At 72.2% G+C, this 16,540-nt stretch carries 12 protein-coding genes; 8 read left to right on the top strand and 4 right to left on the bottom strand.

The features are described from left to right. The first annotated feature begins 34 nt into the window (after positions 1 to 34). The 8 genes from secY to H9624_RS04685 all read left to right on the top strand — a co-directional run bounded on the left by secY (position 35) and on the right by H9624_RS04685 (position 12,123). Positions 35 to 1,339, top strand: coding sequence for a preprotein translocase subunit SecY (gene secY, locus H9624_RS04720; RefSeq protein ID WP_251838716.1), 1,305 nt, complete (start codon positions 35 to 37; stop codon positions 1,337 to 1,339). After that, positions 1,336 to 1,908, top strand: coding sequence for an adenylate kinase (locus H9624_RS04715; protein WP_251838715.1), 573 nt, complete (start codon positions 1,336 to 1,338; stop codon positions 1,906 to 1,908). The genes secY and H9624_RS04715 overlap by 4 nt, the downstream gene beginning before the upstream one ends. Continuing rightward, entirely contained in the window at positions 1,908 to 2,735 is an 828-nt protein-coding gene (gene map, locus H9624_RS04710; RefSeq protein ID WP_251838714.1) for a type I methionyl aminopeptidase, read from the top strand. Before H9624_RS04715 ends, map begins: the two co-directional genes overlap by 1 nt. A gap of 109 nt (positions 2,736 to 2,844) precedes the next feature. Beyond that, the gene (locus H9624_RS04705; RefSeq protein ID WP_251838713.1) at positions 2,845 to 5,217 is read left to right on the top strand and encodes a helix-turn-helix transcriptional regulator; all 2,373 of its coding nucleotides are present in this window, start codon (positions 2,845 to 2,847) and stop codon (positions 5,215 to 5,217) included. A 2-nt stretch (positions 5,218 to 5,219) separates the two neighbouring features. Further along, on the top strand, positions 5,220 to 7,733 hold the full coding sequence (locus tag H9624_RS16845; RefSeq protein WP_307784926.1) for a LuxR C-terminal-related transcriptional regulator: 2,514 nt from the start codon (positions 5,220 to 5,222) through the stop codon (positions 7,731 to 7,733). Positions 7,734 to 7,858: 125 nt separating this feature from the next. Next, a complete protein-coding gene (locus H9624_RS16840; RefSeq protein ID WP_251838712.1) occupies positions 7,859 to 8,872 on the top strand; it encodes a glycosyltransferase in 1,014 nt (337 codons plus the stop codon). A 187-nt stretch (positions 8,873 to 9,059) separates the two neighbouring features. Next, the gene (locus H9624_RS04690) at positions 9,060 to 10,394 is read left to right on the top strand and encodes a right-handed parallel beta-helix repeat-containing protein (RefSeq protein ID WP_251838711.1); all 1,335 of its coding nucleotides are present in this window, start codon (positions 9,060 to 9,062) and stop codon (positions 10,392 to 10,394) included. A gap of 295 nt (positions 10,395 to 10,689) precedes the next feature. After that, positions 10,690 to 12,123, top strand: a complete 1,434-nt coding sequence (locus H9624_RS04685) for a lipopolysaccharide biosynthesis protein (RefSeq protein ID WP_251838710.1) — start codon at positions 10,690 to 10,692, stop codon at positions 12,121 to 12,123. A 30-nt stretch (positions 12,124 to 12,153) separates the two neighbouring features. Here the strand turns inward: H9624_RS04685 and H9624_RS04680 are convergent, their stop codons facing one another. From H9624_RS04680 to H9624_RS04665, 4 genes are read right to left on the bottom strand one after another with little or no spacing between them, the layout of a single operon-like run. Continuing rightward, positions 12,154 to 13,116, bottom strand: a complete 963-nt coding sequence (locus tag H9624_RS04680) for a glycosyltransferase (protein WP_251838709.1) — start codon at positions 13,114 to 13,116, stop codon at positions 12,154 to 12,156. Beyond that, positions 13,113 to 13,958, bottom strand: a complete 846-nt coding sequence (locus H9624_RS04675) for a glycosyltransferase family 2 protein (RefSeq protein WP_251838708.1) — start codon at positions 13,956 to 13,958, stop codon at positions 13,113 to 13,115. Before H9624_RS04675 ends, H9624_RS04680 begins: the two co-directional genes overlap by 4 nt. After that, complete coding sequence (locus H9624_RS04670) at positions 13,955 to 15,193, bottom strand: Coenzyme F420 hydrogenase/dehydrogenase, beta subunit C-terminal domain (protein WP_251838707.1); 1,239 nt, start codon at positions 15,191 to 15,193, stop codon at positions 13,955 to 13,957. Before H9624_RS04670 ends, H9624_RS04675 begins: the two co-directional genes overlap by 4 nt. Next, entirely contained in the window at positions 15,190 to 16,506 is a 1,317-nt protein-coding gene (locus H9624_RS04665) for a polysaccharide pyruvyl transferase family protein (RefSeq protein ID WP_251838706.1), read from the bottom strand. The genes H9624_RS04670 and H9624_RS04665 overlap by 4 nt, the downstream gene beginning before the upstream one ends. Positions 16,507 to 16,540 lie beyond the last annotated feature (34 nt).

Below are 16,540 nucleotides of genomic sequence, written 5' to 3'. Positions count from 1 at the left end.
GTCGCCCGCCGTCGTCACCATTGCAGGAGGAAGATTGCTCAGCGCATTCGCCCAGGCGTTCCGTACGCCGGACCTGCGGCGCAAGCTGCTCTTCACGCTGGGGATCATGGCGATCTTCCGCCTCGGGTCCGTCATCCCCACCCCGGGGGTCTCCTACCCGAACGTGCAGCAGTGTCTCGAGGCCGTCGGCAGCACGAACGACCTCCTCGGCCTCGTCAACCTCTTCTCCGGCGGCGCCCTGCTGCAGCTGTCGATCTTCGCGCTGGGCATCATGCCCTACATCACCGCGAGCATCATCACCCAGCTGCTGCGCGTGGTCATCCCGCGCTTCGAGGCGCTGCAGAAGGAGGGCCAGCAGGGGCAGGCCAAGCTCACGCAGTACACCCGGTACCTCACGATCTTCCTCGCCGTCCTCCAGTCGACGACGATGATCACGATGGCCCGCAGCGGCAACCTCATCCCCGGCTGCTCCGTCCCGCTCATCCCCAACGACTCGATCATGACGATCGTCATCATGATCATCGTCATGACCGCGGGCACGGGCCTCATCATGTGGCTGGGCGAGCTCATCACCGAGCGCGGTGTCGGCAACGGCATGTCGCTGCTCATCTTCACCTCGATCGCGGCCGGCTTCCCGTCGGCGCTGTGGTCGGTCGGCGGCGCCGCGAACGGCGTCGCGAACGTGACGATCGTGATCGCGCTGCTCCTCGTCATCACCCTGCTCGTCGTCTTCGTCGAGCAGTCCCAGCGTCGCGTGCCCGTCCAGTACGCCAAGCGCATGGTGGGCCGGCGCATGTACGGCGGGTCGAGCACCTACATCCCGATCAAGATCAACATGGCCGGTGTCATCCCGGTCATCTTCGCCTCCTCGCTCCTCGCGCTGCCCGGCCTGTTCTCCCAGTTCGGCGACCAGAGCGAGGGCTGGGTGCAGTGGGTCAGTCTCAACCTCCTGTCGCCCACGGCGCCGCTCTACATGGCGATCTACTTCGTCCTCGTCCTGTTCTTCGCGTTCTTCTACACGTCGATCACCTTCAACCCCGACGACGTCGCGGACAACATGAAGCGCTACGGCGGCTTCATCCCGGGCATCCGCGCGGGGCGCCCGACGGCGGAGTACCTCCAGTACGTCATCACCCGGATCACGACCGCGGGCGCGCTGTACCTCGCGCTCATCGCGATCTTCCCGGTCATCGTGTTCGCGGCCCTCAACCTGCCCGACACGGTCGGCTTCGCCCTGGGCGGCACCTCGATCCTCATCGTCGTGGGCGTCGGTCTCCAGACCGTCAAGGAGATCGACTCCCAGCTCCAGCAGCGTCACTACGAGGGGTTCCTCCGATGAGCCGCCGCCTCGTCCTCCTCGGCCCGCCCGGAGCGGGCAAGGGCACCCAGGCCACCCGGCTGAGCTCCACGCTCGGCATCCCGGCGATCTCCACCGGCGACATCTTCCGCAGCAACGTCGCCGGGCGCACCGAGCTCGGGCAGCGTGCGCAGCGGTACATGGACGCCGGGGAGTACGTGCCCGACGAGATCACCAACGACATGGTCCGGGACCGCCTGGCCCAGGAGGACGCCGCTGACGGCTTCCTGCTCGACGGCTACCCCCGCACCCTGGACCAGGTCCGCGAGCTCGACGCGATGCTCGAGGCGAGCGGGACGTCCCTGGACGCCGTCGTCGAGCTCACCGCGGACGACGAGGTCGTCGTGCAGCGTCTCCTCGGCCGCGCGGCCGAGCAGAACCGCGCCGACGACACCGACGTCGTCATCCGTCGCCGCCTCGAGGTCTACCACGACCAGACCGCACCCCTGGCCGACCACTACGCCGAGCGCGGGCTGCTCGTGCGGGTCGACGGGATCGGTGCCGTCGAGGAGGTCACCGAGCGTCTGCTCGCTGCGCTGAACGCGAGCTGATGCGCGAACGCATCGAGTACAAGACCCCGGAGCAGATCCGGGTCATGCGCCGCGCGGGCCTCGTCGTCGCCGACATCCACGCGGCGCTCCGGGAGGCCGCGGCACCCGGGCGGACCACCGCCGAGCTCGACGACGTCGCCCGGCAGGTCCTCGACCGCGCCGGTGCGCGGTCGAACTTCCTCGGCTACCACGGCTACCCGGCGCACGTGTGCATCTCCGTCAACGACGAGGTCGTCCACGGCATCCCGGGGGAGCGCGTCCTCGCCGACGGCGACGTCGTCTCCTTCGACTGCGGCGCCGTCGTCGACGGCTGGCACGGTGACGCCGCCTTCACCGTCGTCCTCGGTGAGGGTGACCCGCGTGACCACGCACTGAGCGAGGCGACCCGCACCGCCATGTGGGACGCCATCGCGGCCCTGGCGGGCGGGGGCCGGCTCGACGTCGTCGGGGAGGCCGTCGAGGACGCCGTCGCCGCGCACGTGGCCGCAGGCCACGAGCCCCTCGGCATCATCGAGGACTACGTGGGCCACGGCATCGGCAGCGCCATGCACCAGCCGCCGGACGTCCTCAACTACCGCGCCTCCGGGCGCGGGCCGAAGCTGCGCCCGGGGATGTGCCTGGCGATCGAGCCGATGCTCACCCGCGGCACCATCGAGACGCGCGTCCTGGCCGACGACTGGACCGTCGTGACCGCCGACGGCGCCCGGGCGGCCCACTGGGAGCACTCCGTGGCGCTCACCGAGGACGGCATCTGGGTGCTCACCGCGGCGGACGGTGGAGCGGCCGAGCTCCAAACACGGAACGTGCCGGTCGCCCCTCTGTCATGATACGGGCATGAATCGCCTGGGGCGGCGGGTTCACGGACCCCTCCCTCGCGCCAGTCGCGCCGCCTTCGTGGCGCCGCGTGTCCTGGACGCGTTGGGCTCCCGCGCGCCCTTGACCGTCCTGCGCGGCCCGCGCGGCTTCGGGAAGACGACCGCGCTCGTCGAGTGGCTCACGGGCGAGGACGACGGCGTCCCCACCGTCTACGTCCCCCTCGACGAGGGCTCGCGCCTGGCCCCCGGGTTCTGGGCCACGCTGCGCGCGGCACTGACCGCCGCCGACCTCGACGGGTACGACTCGCGCGAGGCGGAGGACGACGCGGACCGCGCCGCGGTGCTCGGGGCGCTGCTGCGGCACGAGGAGCCGCTGCGGCTCATCGTCGACAACTACCACGAGGCCGGTCACCTGGACGGCCGCAGCGAGATCGACGACGAGCTCCTCGAGCTCGTGCGCTCCAGTGCCGCCCTCGAGCTCGTCGTCTCCACCCGCTCGCTGCGGGCGCTGGAGACCACGGGCGCCCTCTCGGTCGACCTCACCGTCGTGCGTCCCGCGGACCTCGCCATGCAGGCCGAGGACGTCCTCGCCCTCGCCCAGCGGCACGGCGTGACGATGACGGTGGACGAGGCCGCGGAGCTCGCGATGGAGCTCGGCGGCTGGCCCGCCGCGGTCCGGACCTGCGTCGCGGCCGCCGTCGTCGGAGGGCACCAGGCCGCCGTGGACCCCGGCACCGTCGACGGCTTCATCGAGGCCCTCCTGGCGGACGTGCGCTCGACGGCGCTGCGCGAGTTCCTCATGCGCACCGCGATCCCGGACGAGTTCTCGGCGGCTGCTGCGCGCGCCATCGTCCCGGACGGGACGGCGCTGCGGGAGCTGCGCAACCTGCGCGTGGGCGGGCTGCTGCGCGAGCGGGAGACGGTCGACGGCCTGCGCTACGCCTACCCGCCCGCGATCCGCGACGCGCTGCGTCGCGTGTCGCTCGAGCTCCACCCGCACCTGGAGCGGGAGGTGCACATCGCTCTCATGGCCCTCGCGGCACAGGAGGAGGGGCCCGTCGGGGTGCTGCGTCACGCCGTCCGCGCCCAGGAGTGGGACACCGCGCTGCGGATCATCGAGGAGGAGTGGTCCACGCTCCTCACCCAGCACCCCCACCGGCTCATCGAGCTCGCCGGCGCCTTCCCCCGGGAGATCGCCGACGGCGACCCCCGGCTGCAGGTGATACGCCGCCACCTCCCGCGGATGGCGCCCTCGGCCGAGACGGAGGTCAGCGAGTGGACACCCACCGGTGCCCACTTCGTCGACGCGGCCGTGAGGCAGCGCTGGCAGGAGATGCAGGAGACCACCGACGAGGTCCACATCCTCATCCAGTCCGGACTCGCCGCCGTCTTCGCGGGCGAGCAGGAGGCCGCCGCCTACGCCTTCGAGCGGGTCCGGGACCACGGCGTGCGCCACGACGACCGCACCGCCCGGCTGCTGGGCATCGGCGGTATGCTCACCGCCAAGACCTTCCACGGGGAGACCGACCTCGCGCTGCGGCTCCTGGAGGACGAGGAGCTCGCCGACGTCATCGCGGGCGGTGACGACGACGAGGTGAGCAGGCTCGTGCGGGTGGGCGGGCGGATCATGCGCGCGATCGCCACGATCGACGGGATGCGCCCCGAGGTGCACGAGGCCGTGGCGGACATCGTGGAGCCGGGACGCCGGGACGAGCTCTGGGCCCTGGCGATCCACGCCCGTGGCCTGTACGCCTCGGTGTACGGGACCCCGGAGGACCAGGCGCGGGCGGTCGGGCAGCTGCGCGCCGCGCTGCGGCACCTCGAGCCGGGCGGCATCGCGGAGTCGACGATCGGGACCCAGCTGGTCGAGCTGCTCGTGGCCGGCGGGATGGTGGACGTCGCCGAGCAGGTGCTCGACCGGCTCGTCGACGGCTTCGTCTCCAGCTCCACCCGCGCCTACCTCCTCCACGCCCAGGGGCGGGAGCAGGAGGCCATCGACGTCGCCGCCCGCGACCTCGGGGACAGGCGGATGACGGCCCGCAGCCGCCTCATCAACGAGCTCATCATCGCCGCGGCGCTCTTCCGGCTCGGACAGGGGACTGCCGCGCGCCGCCGCTTCGCGCGGGGGGTGCGGATCGCGTACGAGACCGGGCAGCGCCGTCCCTTCGCCCTCATCAGCCCCGAGATCTTCGGCGCGCTCGCGGGCAACGACCCCGAGCTGCTCGCCCTGCGGCCCCTGCCGTCCACCACCGAGGCGCAGCGGACGCAGCCCCTCCCCTCAGCGCCCGCGGTGCCGAGCGAGCTCAGCGCCCGCGAGCTGCAGGTGCTCGCCGCCCTGCAGGACAGCGCCGGGCCCGCCGGCGTGGCCGCCGCGCTGGGGATGTCGGTCAACACCGCCAAGACCCACCTGCGCCACGTCTACCGCAAGCTCGGTGCCTCCAGCAGGGACGAGGCCCTCGTGCTCAGCCGCGGTCTCGGCGGGGAGCGTCGGTAGCCGTGCCGGAGCGGGCTCACCGCACACGGCTGCCTCGTGTCCCCAGCGTCTTCTGCCCCACGCCCGCCGCCGAGGCGGTCATCCGCCACCTCCCCGCGCTCGTCGTGCTGCGCGCGCCGCGCGGGTACGGCAAGACGAGCACGGTCGCGTACTGGCTGCGCAGCGGCGCGCTCGACGACAGGTCCGTCGCCTGGCTCACCGTGCCGGACGGCACGGGCGGCGACACCCTGTGGGCCGCCGTCCACGACGCGCTCGTCGGTGCGGGCGTCGCGTCCCCCGCCTCCGTGCCGGACCTCGACGCCGTCGACGAGGCGCTGCGGCGGCTCACCCGCCGGCTCGTGCTCGTCATCGACGGGCTGCACCAGGTGGCGGACGTGGGCGTGGACCCCGAGCTCGTCGAGCTCGCCCAGGTGCACGAGCTCCTCCACCTCGTCGTCACCACGCGGCTCGAGAGGCCGATCGTGAGCATCGGCCCCGCAACGGTGGACGCCACCGTCCTCGACGTCCCCGAGCTGCGCCTCGCGGCCGAGGAGACGACACTCCTCGCCGGGCGGCTGGGCCTGGTCCTCTCGCCGGAGGAGATCGACCGGGTCATCCGCGAGTACGCGGGCTGGCCGGCCCTGGTCCGGGCGGCGCTCCTCGAGACCCGACGGACGAGCGACGGCCGGCTCGTCACCGACGCCGCCGCCATCGCCCGCTACACCGCGCTCATCGTCGCCGACCAGGAGCGGGCCGAGTGGCGGGACGTGCTCACGGCGCTGGCCGTTCCCTACCCGATGCACCCCGGCGACCTCGACGTGCTCGTCGACGACCCCGCGCAGCTGCCGCTCGCCGACGTCATCATGCAGAGCTCCTACACGGACTCCCGCGACGACGGCACCTCCTCCTACCCGCACGGACTGCGCCAGGCCCTGCTGGAGAACCTGCGGGCGGACAGCCCCGAGCGCTTCCGGGAGCTCAACCGCCGCCTCGGCAGGCGCCGGCGCGAGCAGCGGCTGGCGGGGGAGGCCCTCACCTACGCCCTGCGCGCCGAGGCGTGGCCTCTCGTCCTCGGCATCCTCGAGGACCACTGGGCCGAGCTGCTCGTCCGGAACCCCGACGCCGTCCAGGCCGCCGTACGCGCGATGCCCCGCGAGCTCGTGGCCTCCAGCGCCCGGCTCGTCGTCGCCCGTGACTACGTGCTCGACCGGGACACGGCGCACCAGGCGGAGGCGGCCCTCCGCGGCGGCCTGCTCACTCCGGGCAGCCCGCTGCCGGTGCGCTCGCTCACCACGACGCAGCGGCTGGCCCTGCGTTTCGACGGGACGCCCAGCTTCGGGGCCGCGGAGATCCTCCTGGGCCGGCTGGACAGCTCGCTGGCCGACGGCGGGGACGCGCAGCACGACCCCGACGTCGAGCGGGCCATCCCCGAGCTGCTCACCCAGTGGGCGCTGTCGATGCTCCACGCCAACGACGGCGTGAGGGCCGCCTACGGCTTCGCGCTCGCCTGCTACGAGGCGGTCCGGCTGGGCGACTCCGCGGCGGCTCGGGAGGCGGCGCACGGCACGGCGCTCGCGATGGCGCTCCTCGGCCACACCCGGAGCGCCGACGCCTGGGGCACCTACGCCGACGGTTTCGCCGCCACCCCCACCAGGCTGGAGGCCGTGGCCCGGCCGCTCTCCCGCACCGTGCTGGCGGGGATGCGCCTGGCGCGCAGCACGTGGCCGACCGTTCCGGAGCTCGCGGGGGAGCACGGGCTGGCCCCGCTCCTCGAGCTCACGCGGGTCGCGGCGGCCTTCGCCGACATCCTGCACGGCCGCTTCGAGCACGCTCGCGTCGTGCTCCAGCGCTACGCCACCGACCACGGCCAGGACCAGGCGGAGGTCGTCCGGGCCTCGGTGATGGCGCTCCGGGTGGACCTCGCGCTCGCCGAGGGACGGCTCGACCGGGCCGGCGCCCTCCTCGCTGGCGCGCAGGACGGCGGCGCGTGGACGCACGCGAGCCGGGCGCGGCACGCCTTCTACGTCGGTGCCTACGCCGAGACCATGCGTCTCACCGATAACGCCGCCACCTTCGCGGGCACGCGTCCGCGCGTGGGACTGGAGCTGCTGCTGCTCCACGCGTGCGCGGCCTGGCGCACCGGGCAGCGCGACATGGCGGTCGACGACCTCGCGACCGCCGTGGGGCTGGCGGCCGACACCGAGGTGCTGCTGCCGTTCCTCACCGTGCCGCGGACCGACCTCGAGGCGATCGCCCCGGAGGGGTCCTGGGCGCGCCAGTTCCTCGACGAGCCGCGTCTGGTCCACACCGACACCGTGTTCCCCGAGCCGCTGCGGGCCGGCCAGCTCAGCGTCGCCGAGCTGCGGGTGCTGCGCGAGCTGCGCGCCGACGTGCCGCTCGCCCACATCGGGCGGCGTCTGTACCTGTCGGAGTCGACCGTCAAGACCCACGTGCGGCGCATCTACCGCAAGCTCGGCGTCTCCGACAGGACGCACGCGCTCGAGCGGGCCCGAGAGCTGTCCCTGCTCGACGACTGACGGCGCGTCACCCCGCCGCTCATCCCGCACCGACGCGGGGTTCGGGTCCGGATCACCCGATTTCCCGGGCCGTGGGGCGGGCCGCGAGTGGTGGGCTTGGTGGAGCACCCACCAGGGAGGTCGTCGTGACGTTCACCAGTCCAGCGCGTGGTTCCGGGCCGACCGGCCTCGAGTCACCGGGCAGGACGCTGCTCGTCGCGTCCACCGGTGGTCACCTCGAGCAGCTGTGGCGCCTGCGCAGCAGGCTGCGGCCGGTGCTGAGCGACGTCGAGTGGGCGACCTTCGACGAGGCGCAGTCGCGCTCGCTCCTGGCCGGGGAGGTGGTCCACCACGTCCCCTACATCCCGCCGCGCGGGTACGGCGAGGTCGTCCGCGTGATGCCCGAGGCCCGCCGGATCCTGCGCACCGGGCGCTTCGACCGGGTCGTGAGCACCGGTTCGGGCATCGCGCTCGCCTTCCTGCCGGTCGCGCGGGCGCTGGGGATCCGGACGCACTACATCGAGAGCGCCGCCCGGGCGGAGGGGCCGAGCCTCACCGGGAGGATCGTCTCGCGGGTGCCCGGCACGCAGACCTACAGCCAGTACGCGCGCTGGGCGGACGAGCGCTGGCAGTACCGCGGCTCGCTCTTCGACGGCTACGACGTCGCCGAGGAGCGTCCGGTCCGGGCGGCCGCCCGCGTGGTCGTCACGCTCGGCACCATGAAGACCTACGGCTTCCGCCGCGCCCTCGAGGCCGTCTGCCGGGTGCTTCCCGATGTCCTGGCACCGGACGCCGAGGTGCTCTGGCAGGTCGGGGTCACCGACGACTCCGGCCTCCCCGTCGAGGGCCGGGCCGACGTGCCCGCCGCGGAGCTGCACGCCGCGATCGCGGAGGCGGACCTCGTCATCGCCCACGCCGGCATCGGCTCGTGCCTCACCACGCTCGACGCCGGGCGCTGCCCCGTCGTGCTGCCGCGACGGCAGCAGCACGGTGAGCACGTCGACGACCACCAGGAGCTCATCGCGCACGAGCTGGACCGCCGCGGCCTGGCCGTGCGCCGACTCCCCGCCGAGCTCACGGCACAGGACCTGCGAGCCGCGATGGCGCGGCGCGTGCGGGCGGCCGTGCCCCCTCGGACCTTCCTCCTGGACGCGGTGTGAGGAGGTCCACGACACCGCACTGACCAGGACGTATGCCCCCAGTCAGGGCACCCGCACTGCCATGTCCACACCGTTCTGGTAACGGTTCGGTTACGGTGGTGGGGTCCATGGGGGAGGACTCGGGCGGATTTTCCCCAATGGCCGGCGCCTTCGCGCCGCTGTTCCGCAACCGAGAAAGAGCTACTACATGCGAGTTTCACACGCGTTCATGAGCCTGGCCGTCGCGCTGGGCGGCGTCGGTCTCGTGACCGGCACGGCAGCAGCCGCGACCGTCGGGGTCCCCGACGACACCGAGCTGGTCCCGTCCGGAAGCCTGACGATCACCGAGCCCGGCACCGTCGTCGACGGGCTCCACGTCGACGGTATGATCCACGTCCTCGCGGACGACGTCACCATCAAGAACACGAAGGTCTCCTACGGGGGCAACCACAGCATCCGCGTCGGATCCGACGTGAGGAACGCCCGCATCATCGACACGACCGTCGAGTGCGAGAACCCGAAGAAGACGAACGGCATCACCTTCGGCAACTACTACGCCGAGCGCGTGGCCCTCGAGGGCTGCCGCAACGACTTCATGTCGCAGAAGGGCAAGCCGGCGATCGTCGTCGACAGCACGATCGATGGTGAGGCCTTCAGCCTCAACGCCGACGAGCGACCGGACGCGTCTCCGGCGCCTGAGCCGACCCCGAAGCCGACCCCGAAGCCGGAGCCGGTTCCCACGCCGGACCCGAAGCCGGAGCCGACTCCGAAGCCGGACCCGAAGCCCGAGCCTGCGCCGAGCGCGGAGTTCCCGAGCGCCAAGACGACCGGGGTTCCCAAGGGCGTCCAGCTCACCCGGTCCGAGGGGATGACGATCACCGAGCCGGGGACCGTCGTCGAGGCCAAGCACATCCGCGGCACCGTCACGATCGCGGCTGACGACGTCACCATCCGCAACTCGATCGTCGAGGTCGCCACCGACGGGTACCCGATCAAGGTCGACAAGGGCGTCACCGGCGCTCTCATCGAGAACGTCGAGGTCGACAACCTCAACAGCACCGGAATCGGGATCTTCTTCAAGGGTGCCGGCACGGTCCGCGGAGCGAACATCCACTCTGCCGAGGACGGGATCCGTATCGAGGCAGACGACGTCACCGTCGAGGACACCTTCATCCACAGCCTGCACCGGATGAAGGGCGGCCACCACGACAGCCTGCAGATCCGCAAGGGTGACGACATCACCCTCCGCGGCAACAACTTCCAGGCTTACCGTGCGGACACCGACGACCCGATGAACGCCGCGATCCAGATCGGCTCGCTCCTCGGGGACGACCCGATCAGCAACCTCGTGGTCGAGGACAACCTCTTCAACGGCGGCAACTACACCATCAACGGTGGAAGTGGCGGCGCGGTCGACAGCGCCCGCTACAGCGGCAACCACTTCGGCCGTGACTTCCGCTACGGCGCCGTCGGGAACATGAACGAGGCCAGCGCGTGGGACGACACCAACGTGTGGCACGACACGGGCAAGCCCGTGCGCTGACCGACGTCCCTCCAGCACGCCGCCTCGACCACGTGTCGGGGCGGCGTGCTGCGTTGTGACCACAGTCCGCGGACTCCTCACCCCGAGAGCCGGTCACGGTCACCTCTCGGTCGACCTGGGCGCCGGGGTGTCGGTCACTACGCTGGAGAGCGTCGATGACCGGGGGCGAGGAGGTCTGTACGTGCGTCTCCGGCGAAACGCATCCCGTGTGCCTGCCCGCGGGGTGCCTGAGCTCGACGAGTGGCTCCACCGTTCCGTCCGGCACGGCGACCTGGGACGCTCAGCGGCTCGGGGGATGGGCTGGACTCTTCTCGGCAGCTGGACGGGGGCGGCGGTCCAGGTCGCCACCACGATGGTCCTCGCACGGCTCCTCACACCGGCCGACTTCGGACTCATGGCGATGGCCCTGACCCTCACGGTCGTCGTCACCCAGTTCCGCCAGCTCGGCCTGAGCCAAGCCGTGGTCCAACGACCTGACCTCACCTGGAACCAGGTCAACTCGCTCTTCTGGGTCAACACAGCTGCCGGGATCGTCCTCGCCGGTGTGGTCGCCGTCTCCGGCTTCCCGCTCGCCGCGTTCTACGACGAGCCGTCCCTCGTCCCCATCTGTGCCGCGCTCGGGGCAGGCTTCGTCGTCTCAGGCGTCTCCGTGCAGCACGGTGCTCTTCTGAACCGGGCGATGCAGTTCCGCCGTATCGCACTGCGCAACGCCACCGCCGGACTCCTCGCGAGCGCGACGGCGGTCGTGGCCGCGCTCCTTGGGATGGGGGTCTGGTCGCTGGTCATCCAGAACGTCAGTGCCCTCCTCCTTGCCACTGTGCTGAACTGGTGGGCCGTCCCGTGGCGACCAGGCAGGCCCCGCCGCCTCGGTGACGCCGTACCGCTCCTGCGGTTCGGTGCCCACGTGTCGGTCGCGAGCCTCTTCCACACCGCCTCGCGAGAGGGGGACAACGTCATCATCGGCAGGTTCCTCGACGCGGGCGCACTGGGGTTGTACACGCGGGCGTACAGCCTGCTCATGCTCCCGCTCAAGCAGCTCAAGACGCCGGTGCAAGCCGTCATGGTGCCGACCCTGGCAGCGTTGCAGGGCGAGCCCGCGCGGTACAGGAAGGCCTACCGGACGGCGATCAGCGGCCTCTGCCACGCCGGCCTGCCGCTCGTCGTGGTCCTCGCTGTCGCAGCGGACGAGGTCATCCTGGTGGCACTGGGGGAGCAGTGGTTGGCGGCTGCGCGCATCTTCCAGCTGCTCGCCGTCGCGAGCTTTGTCCAGCTCGTCTCCACGACGACCGGGTGGATCTACACGAGCACCGGTCGCGGCCGGCCGTACGTCGTGTGGGCCGTGGTCGGAGGGATCGTGACGGTGGGAGGTTTCCTCGTGGGTGTCCGGTGGGGTGTGGAGGGCGTGGCGGCCTCGTACGCCATCAGCCAGGTTGCGCTCTTCGTGCCCGGCTTCGTCCTCGCCTGTCGGAACAGCCCCGTGAGGCTCTCGGACCCTTTCCGGGCCATGGCGCGGCCCGCCGTCATCGCGGGAGGCGTGCTCGCGGTCTCGGTCGTGGTCCGCTCGGTCGTCGCCCGGGAGGACTCGGTCTTCCTCACTCTCGCCGCCGTGGTGGCCGCTGCCCTGGTCGTGTGGGCGGCCGCCATGATGGTGTGGCCGTCGGCGAGGCGGGAGCTGTCGGGCCTTGTCGAGTCCGTCCGGACGAGGCGTCGGGGAGACGCGAAGGCGTAGACGCCGGCGCGCCGCGCCTGGGCGGCAGGGTCAGCCCGTCGTGACGCTCGTCGGCCAGCTCGGGTGCGGCCGGAGCCCCAGCACGAGTGCTCGCGCTGCCTCGCGGTGGGTCGGGCGCCCGAGCAGTGCACGGACACCCTCGTTGAGGAGAACAGCGAGCCAGAACGCCGCGCTCCGGGTGCGGCCGTGCCTCGAGCGGTACAGCCTCGTACGGTTCACGGTGGCGAGGCTCCAGAGCTGGGGCGAGACCGCCATGTCGCCACCGGGGTGGACGACCTCGGCACCGGTCACGAGTCGGAGTGAGAGCCCTGCGTCGCGCACACGCAGCGCGTAGTCCGTCTCCTCCGAGTAGAGGAAGTAGTCCTCGCGCCAACGGCCGGCCGCGGCCAGAGCGCGAGGCGTGAGGAACATCGCCGCTCCGGTGGCCCAGTCGGCCTCCGCGCCGTCGGTGTAGGACCGGACGTCGGTGACCATCTCCCCGAGTGCGGTGAAGCGAGAGGCGCGTCGCCCGCCGAGCACGGCCTCGCCGAGCGCCCGCCCGACCGTGGGCTCGCGGCGCAGCGAGGGTTTGAGCGAACCGTCCTCGGCGATGATCCGTGGCACGGTGATCCCGATGCCGGGATCGAGCTCGGCTGCTCGAGCGAGCACGTCGACGCTGCCCGGCGACGGGACGGCATCCGGGTTGAGGACGTAGGTGCCGCGGCGTGCGGGCGTCACGTCCAGAGCCTGGTTGATGCCGGCGGCGTAGCCGAAGTTGCCCCCCGCCTCGAGCACGGTCGCCCATGGCGCCAGCTCCCTGGCCAGAGCGGCCGTGCCGTCGGCGGAGTCGTTGTCGACCACGACGACGGTGGCCGTGCCGGCGCCTGCGAGGGCAGCCGGCAGCGCGTGGAGGAAGGGTGCGAGGATCTCGGCGCTGTTGTAGGTGACGACGGCGACGAGCACGTCCGGCTGCTCGCCCTGCCCGGGGAGCACGGGCGCCGGTACGGCCGTCACCACGTGGCCGGCTGTCCGACGAGCCGCCGTGCCCGCCGGCGGACGGAGGTGACCCTGCGGCGCCAGCCCCCGTAGGCACGCACGTCGAGCGACGCCGTCTGGAGCACGCGAGCGCTGCGTTCCAGCTGAGCCGTCCAGTCGGCCACCGTTCTCACCCCGTTGGCGCTCGCCGACAGAGGCATGCGCTCGAGGAGGTCGGCATCCGTCCTGATGAGCGTGTGGGGGGAGCGGGGGTCGTCCATGTGGTCCTCCGCCACGAAGGGGAAGTAGAAGCCGTTGAGGGCACCGCCCCGCGCCAACCGGATGCAGTACCGCGTGAACGCCTCGTCCTCTCGGATGCCACCGTGGCGCTCGGTCAGTGCCCGCGGCAGCAGGTAGCCGCTGCCCTGGACCCACAGGTTGCGCATGAGCCGGTGACCGCCGGCGAGGTCGACGGTCTTGCGTGCGGCGAGGTCCGGGAGGAAGTCCTCCTCGGGGTGGCGCCAGCTGCCCACGACACCGAGCTGGGGGTTGGCCTCGTGCGCCGCCGCGAACGTGTCCAGCCAGCCGGGGCTCACCCGGCAGTCGTCGTCGACCTTGGAGACGTACGTGGCCGACGACTCCTGCCAGAGCCAGTTGGTGGGCTCACGCAGCCGGACGTTCTCCCGGCTGTGGTGGAAACGGTGCACCCGGGGATCCTCCCGGTAGGGACGCAGCGCCTCGAGGGTCGCCTCGTCGTCACCGTTGTGCCAGAGCCACACGCGGTCGCGCTCGCCGAGGGTCTCGAGCAGCCGGGGCAGGCTCAGGTGGAGGTACCCGGCGCTGCGGTAGGTGATCATGAGGATGTCGGCGCGGCGTGTCACGGGGCGCTCACTTCCGGTCGGTTCAGGCCGCGCAGGCGTGCGCGGCGGTAGGTGCCGGCGATCGAGGTGACCTTGCCGCGCAGCGGCAGCCGAAGCCACAGCCGCAACGCCGGCACGTTCCGGTAGCGCGGCACCCGCAGGCCCATGAGGCCCATGGTGAGGACCCGGCCCCACACCGCCCCGCGGGTGGCGGCCAGGCTCGGCTGGCTCTGCTCGAGACGTTCCAGCGGGATCAGGTCGCCGTCGAGAGCGCCGTCCGACAGAGCCGCGAGCAGCGCCGCGCGCCCGGCCTCGGTCCGCACGACGACGAGTGACCGGCCCGGCTCGTCGGGACCGATCTCGCGGTACCACGGGTCCCCGACGGACAGGTCGGCGAACTCCCCGGTGTGGTCCGGGCAGATGAGGCAGCGCCACTGGCGGTTCTTCGTCAGCGTGCCGTTCCAGGCCTCGGCGTAGGTCATGCTCCGGACCTCGCCGGAACCGGACTGCACCCGGAAGTTCCCTGGCCACCCCTCGCCGCGGTAGTCGACGGACACGACGTCCTCGATGTCGGTGCCGAGAGATCGGACGAGGTCCTCCGTCGCCGCCGTGGAGGGTGTCCCCGCGCAGAAGATCGCCACGGTGACGTCGAGCCGCTCCGCAAGAGCAGGCCGGATGGCGGCGACGTTCCGCACGGCCGCGACGTCGCAGGGCTTGCCCACGAAGAGGGTACGGCCCTCGGCCTGCTCGACGAGGTCGAGGCGCTCGCAGGGACTGGCAGGCGCGTACCGCGAGCCGGTGGCCGCTGTGATCGACTCGTACGTGGTGTTGCGGACGGTGACGTTGCGCAGGGGGTCGTCGGGGTCGGCCTGGACCTGGAGGGCGCCGGTCGCGCGGCCACTCGTCACGGCGTGGGCGGCGAGCGCGGTAGCCACCCCTCCCGAGGAGCCGCGGTGACGCACGTCCGGGTCGGTGGACCAGCACTCGTACAGGGCGAGCACCGGCCCCCACTCCCCGCGCAAGGGGGCGCCGTCGAGCGCCTCAGGGCGGTGCTCGAGCTGCCGCCCGGGGCACACGGCGAGTGCGTCGCCGGTGAGTGAGCCGTTGACAGCGGCGATGGGCAGTGGGCGGCGCCCGACGGTCCGGACGTCGTGCATCGTGAGGGCGTCACCGGCGACGTACGCGCACGCCCCGCAGCCGGTGCACAGGTGCGAGGCGACGACCTCCGGGATGGACCGGGGCAGCTGGCCGATCATGTGACCGCCCCGGGAGGCTGCGTGCGCCACGACAGGGCGGCGGTGAGTACCTCCTCGAGCTGGTTCCTGGACTGGGTCACGACCTCGGGCACACGACGGCGGAGCACCTCTCGCGTCGCGTCCCTGGCAGCGAAGGAGGCGAGGGCCAGCTCGACGGCCTCCTGCCCGGCTACCGCCCGAGCGTCGACAACCTCGTCGGCGACCCCGCAGGTGCCGAACACCCCGCGGGCCTTGTCGCTGTAGGCGTAGCCGAAGGCCGGGACCGTCGATCCCAGTGCGGCGATCGTCGCGTGCATGCGTGAACCGGTGAACCAGTCGAAGTGACTGATGCACCACTTGAGCTCGGCGGCCCTCAGGTGCGGCGACAGGCGTCGGACGCGCGTGCGCTCGCGGGGGCTCAGGGCTTCCTCGACCGCCTCGATGGCAGTCGCGTCGTTCTCGGTCGGACCGGCCCCGTGCACGTGCGACACGAGGAAGACGACCGCCCCCGCCCCGATGAGGGCTCTCACCATCGAGACCATGGTGGGGAGGTACGGCCCCGCGAGGCCGAACCGCTCGACCGCCGACTCCTCACGCAGGAGTCCGCTGACGTTCACCCCGACGAGCACCTCGCCGTCGACCCCGGCGAGCTCGTCGACGATCGAGCCGTCCGGCGTGCGAGCACGGAGTGCGAACGCCACGTCCACGCCCTGCCGCAGCCTGCTGGGGTCCGCGGACGGGCCGGCGAGGCTGCGCAGCTGCTCGTAGCTCCACGCGTCCCGCGCGTAGGCAAGGGCCGAGCTGCGGACGAGGTACTCCGCGCGGCGACGGCCCTCCTCCGTCGTGAAAGGTCCGAACGTCTGCGGCAGGAGAACGAGTGGCCGGCCCGCCCGTAGCGCGGCCTCCTTGGGGGCGCAGACGGTCGTGAGTCGCCGAGCGCCGTAGAGGTCCGTGAAGCTGTCACCCCCGCTGAGGTCCAGGACGGCGTCCGCTGTCGCGAGCCGGGTGGCCACCGGGTTCCCGAGGCCGCCGAGCGCCTGGTCGAACCGGATGCGGGTCCAGCTCTCGCGCCGGTGCCAGCGGCGTGAGTTACGCACGCCGAGTCTGTCCACCCGTGCGTGTCCCGGCCACGAGCCATCGGCGCGCACGCCCCAGCCGTCGCCGAGGACACTCACGGTGTCGACCGACTCCGCGGAGGCCAGGTGGGCGACGACGGAGCTGCCGAGTGCCTCGACCCCTCGGTTGTCGTTGTCGAGAGGAGCTCCCGCGACGACGAACCGAGCACCCCTCGCGGACAGCTGGGAGGTGGTGGACGTCGTGCTGTTGGTGGTCATGCGTTGCCTTCCGTGCGTCTGTGGCTGCCCTGAG

The organism is Oceanitalea stevensii (assembly GCF_014837105.1).
Classification (GTDB): Bacteria; Actinomycetota; Actinomycetes; order Actinomycetales; family Actinomycetaceae; genus Oceanitalea; species Oceanitalea stevensii.
The sequence above is the reverse complement of the archived record's forward strand: the minus strand, read 5'-3'. Positions and strand labels throughout refer to the sequence as shown.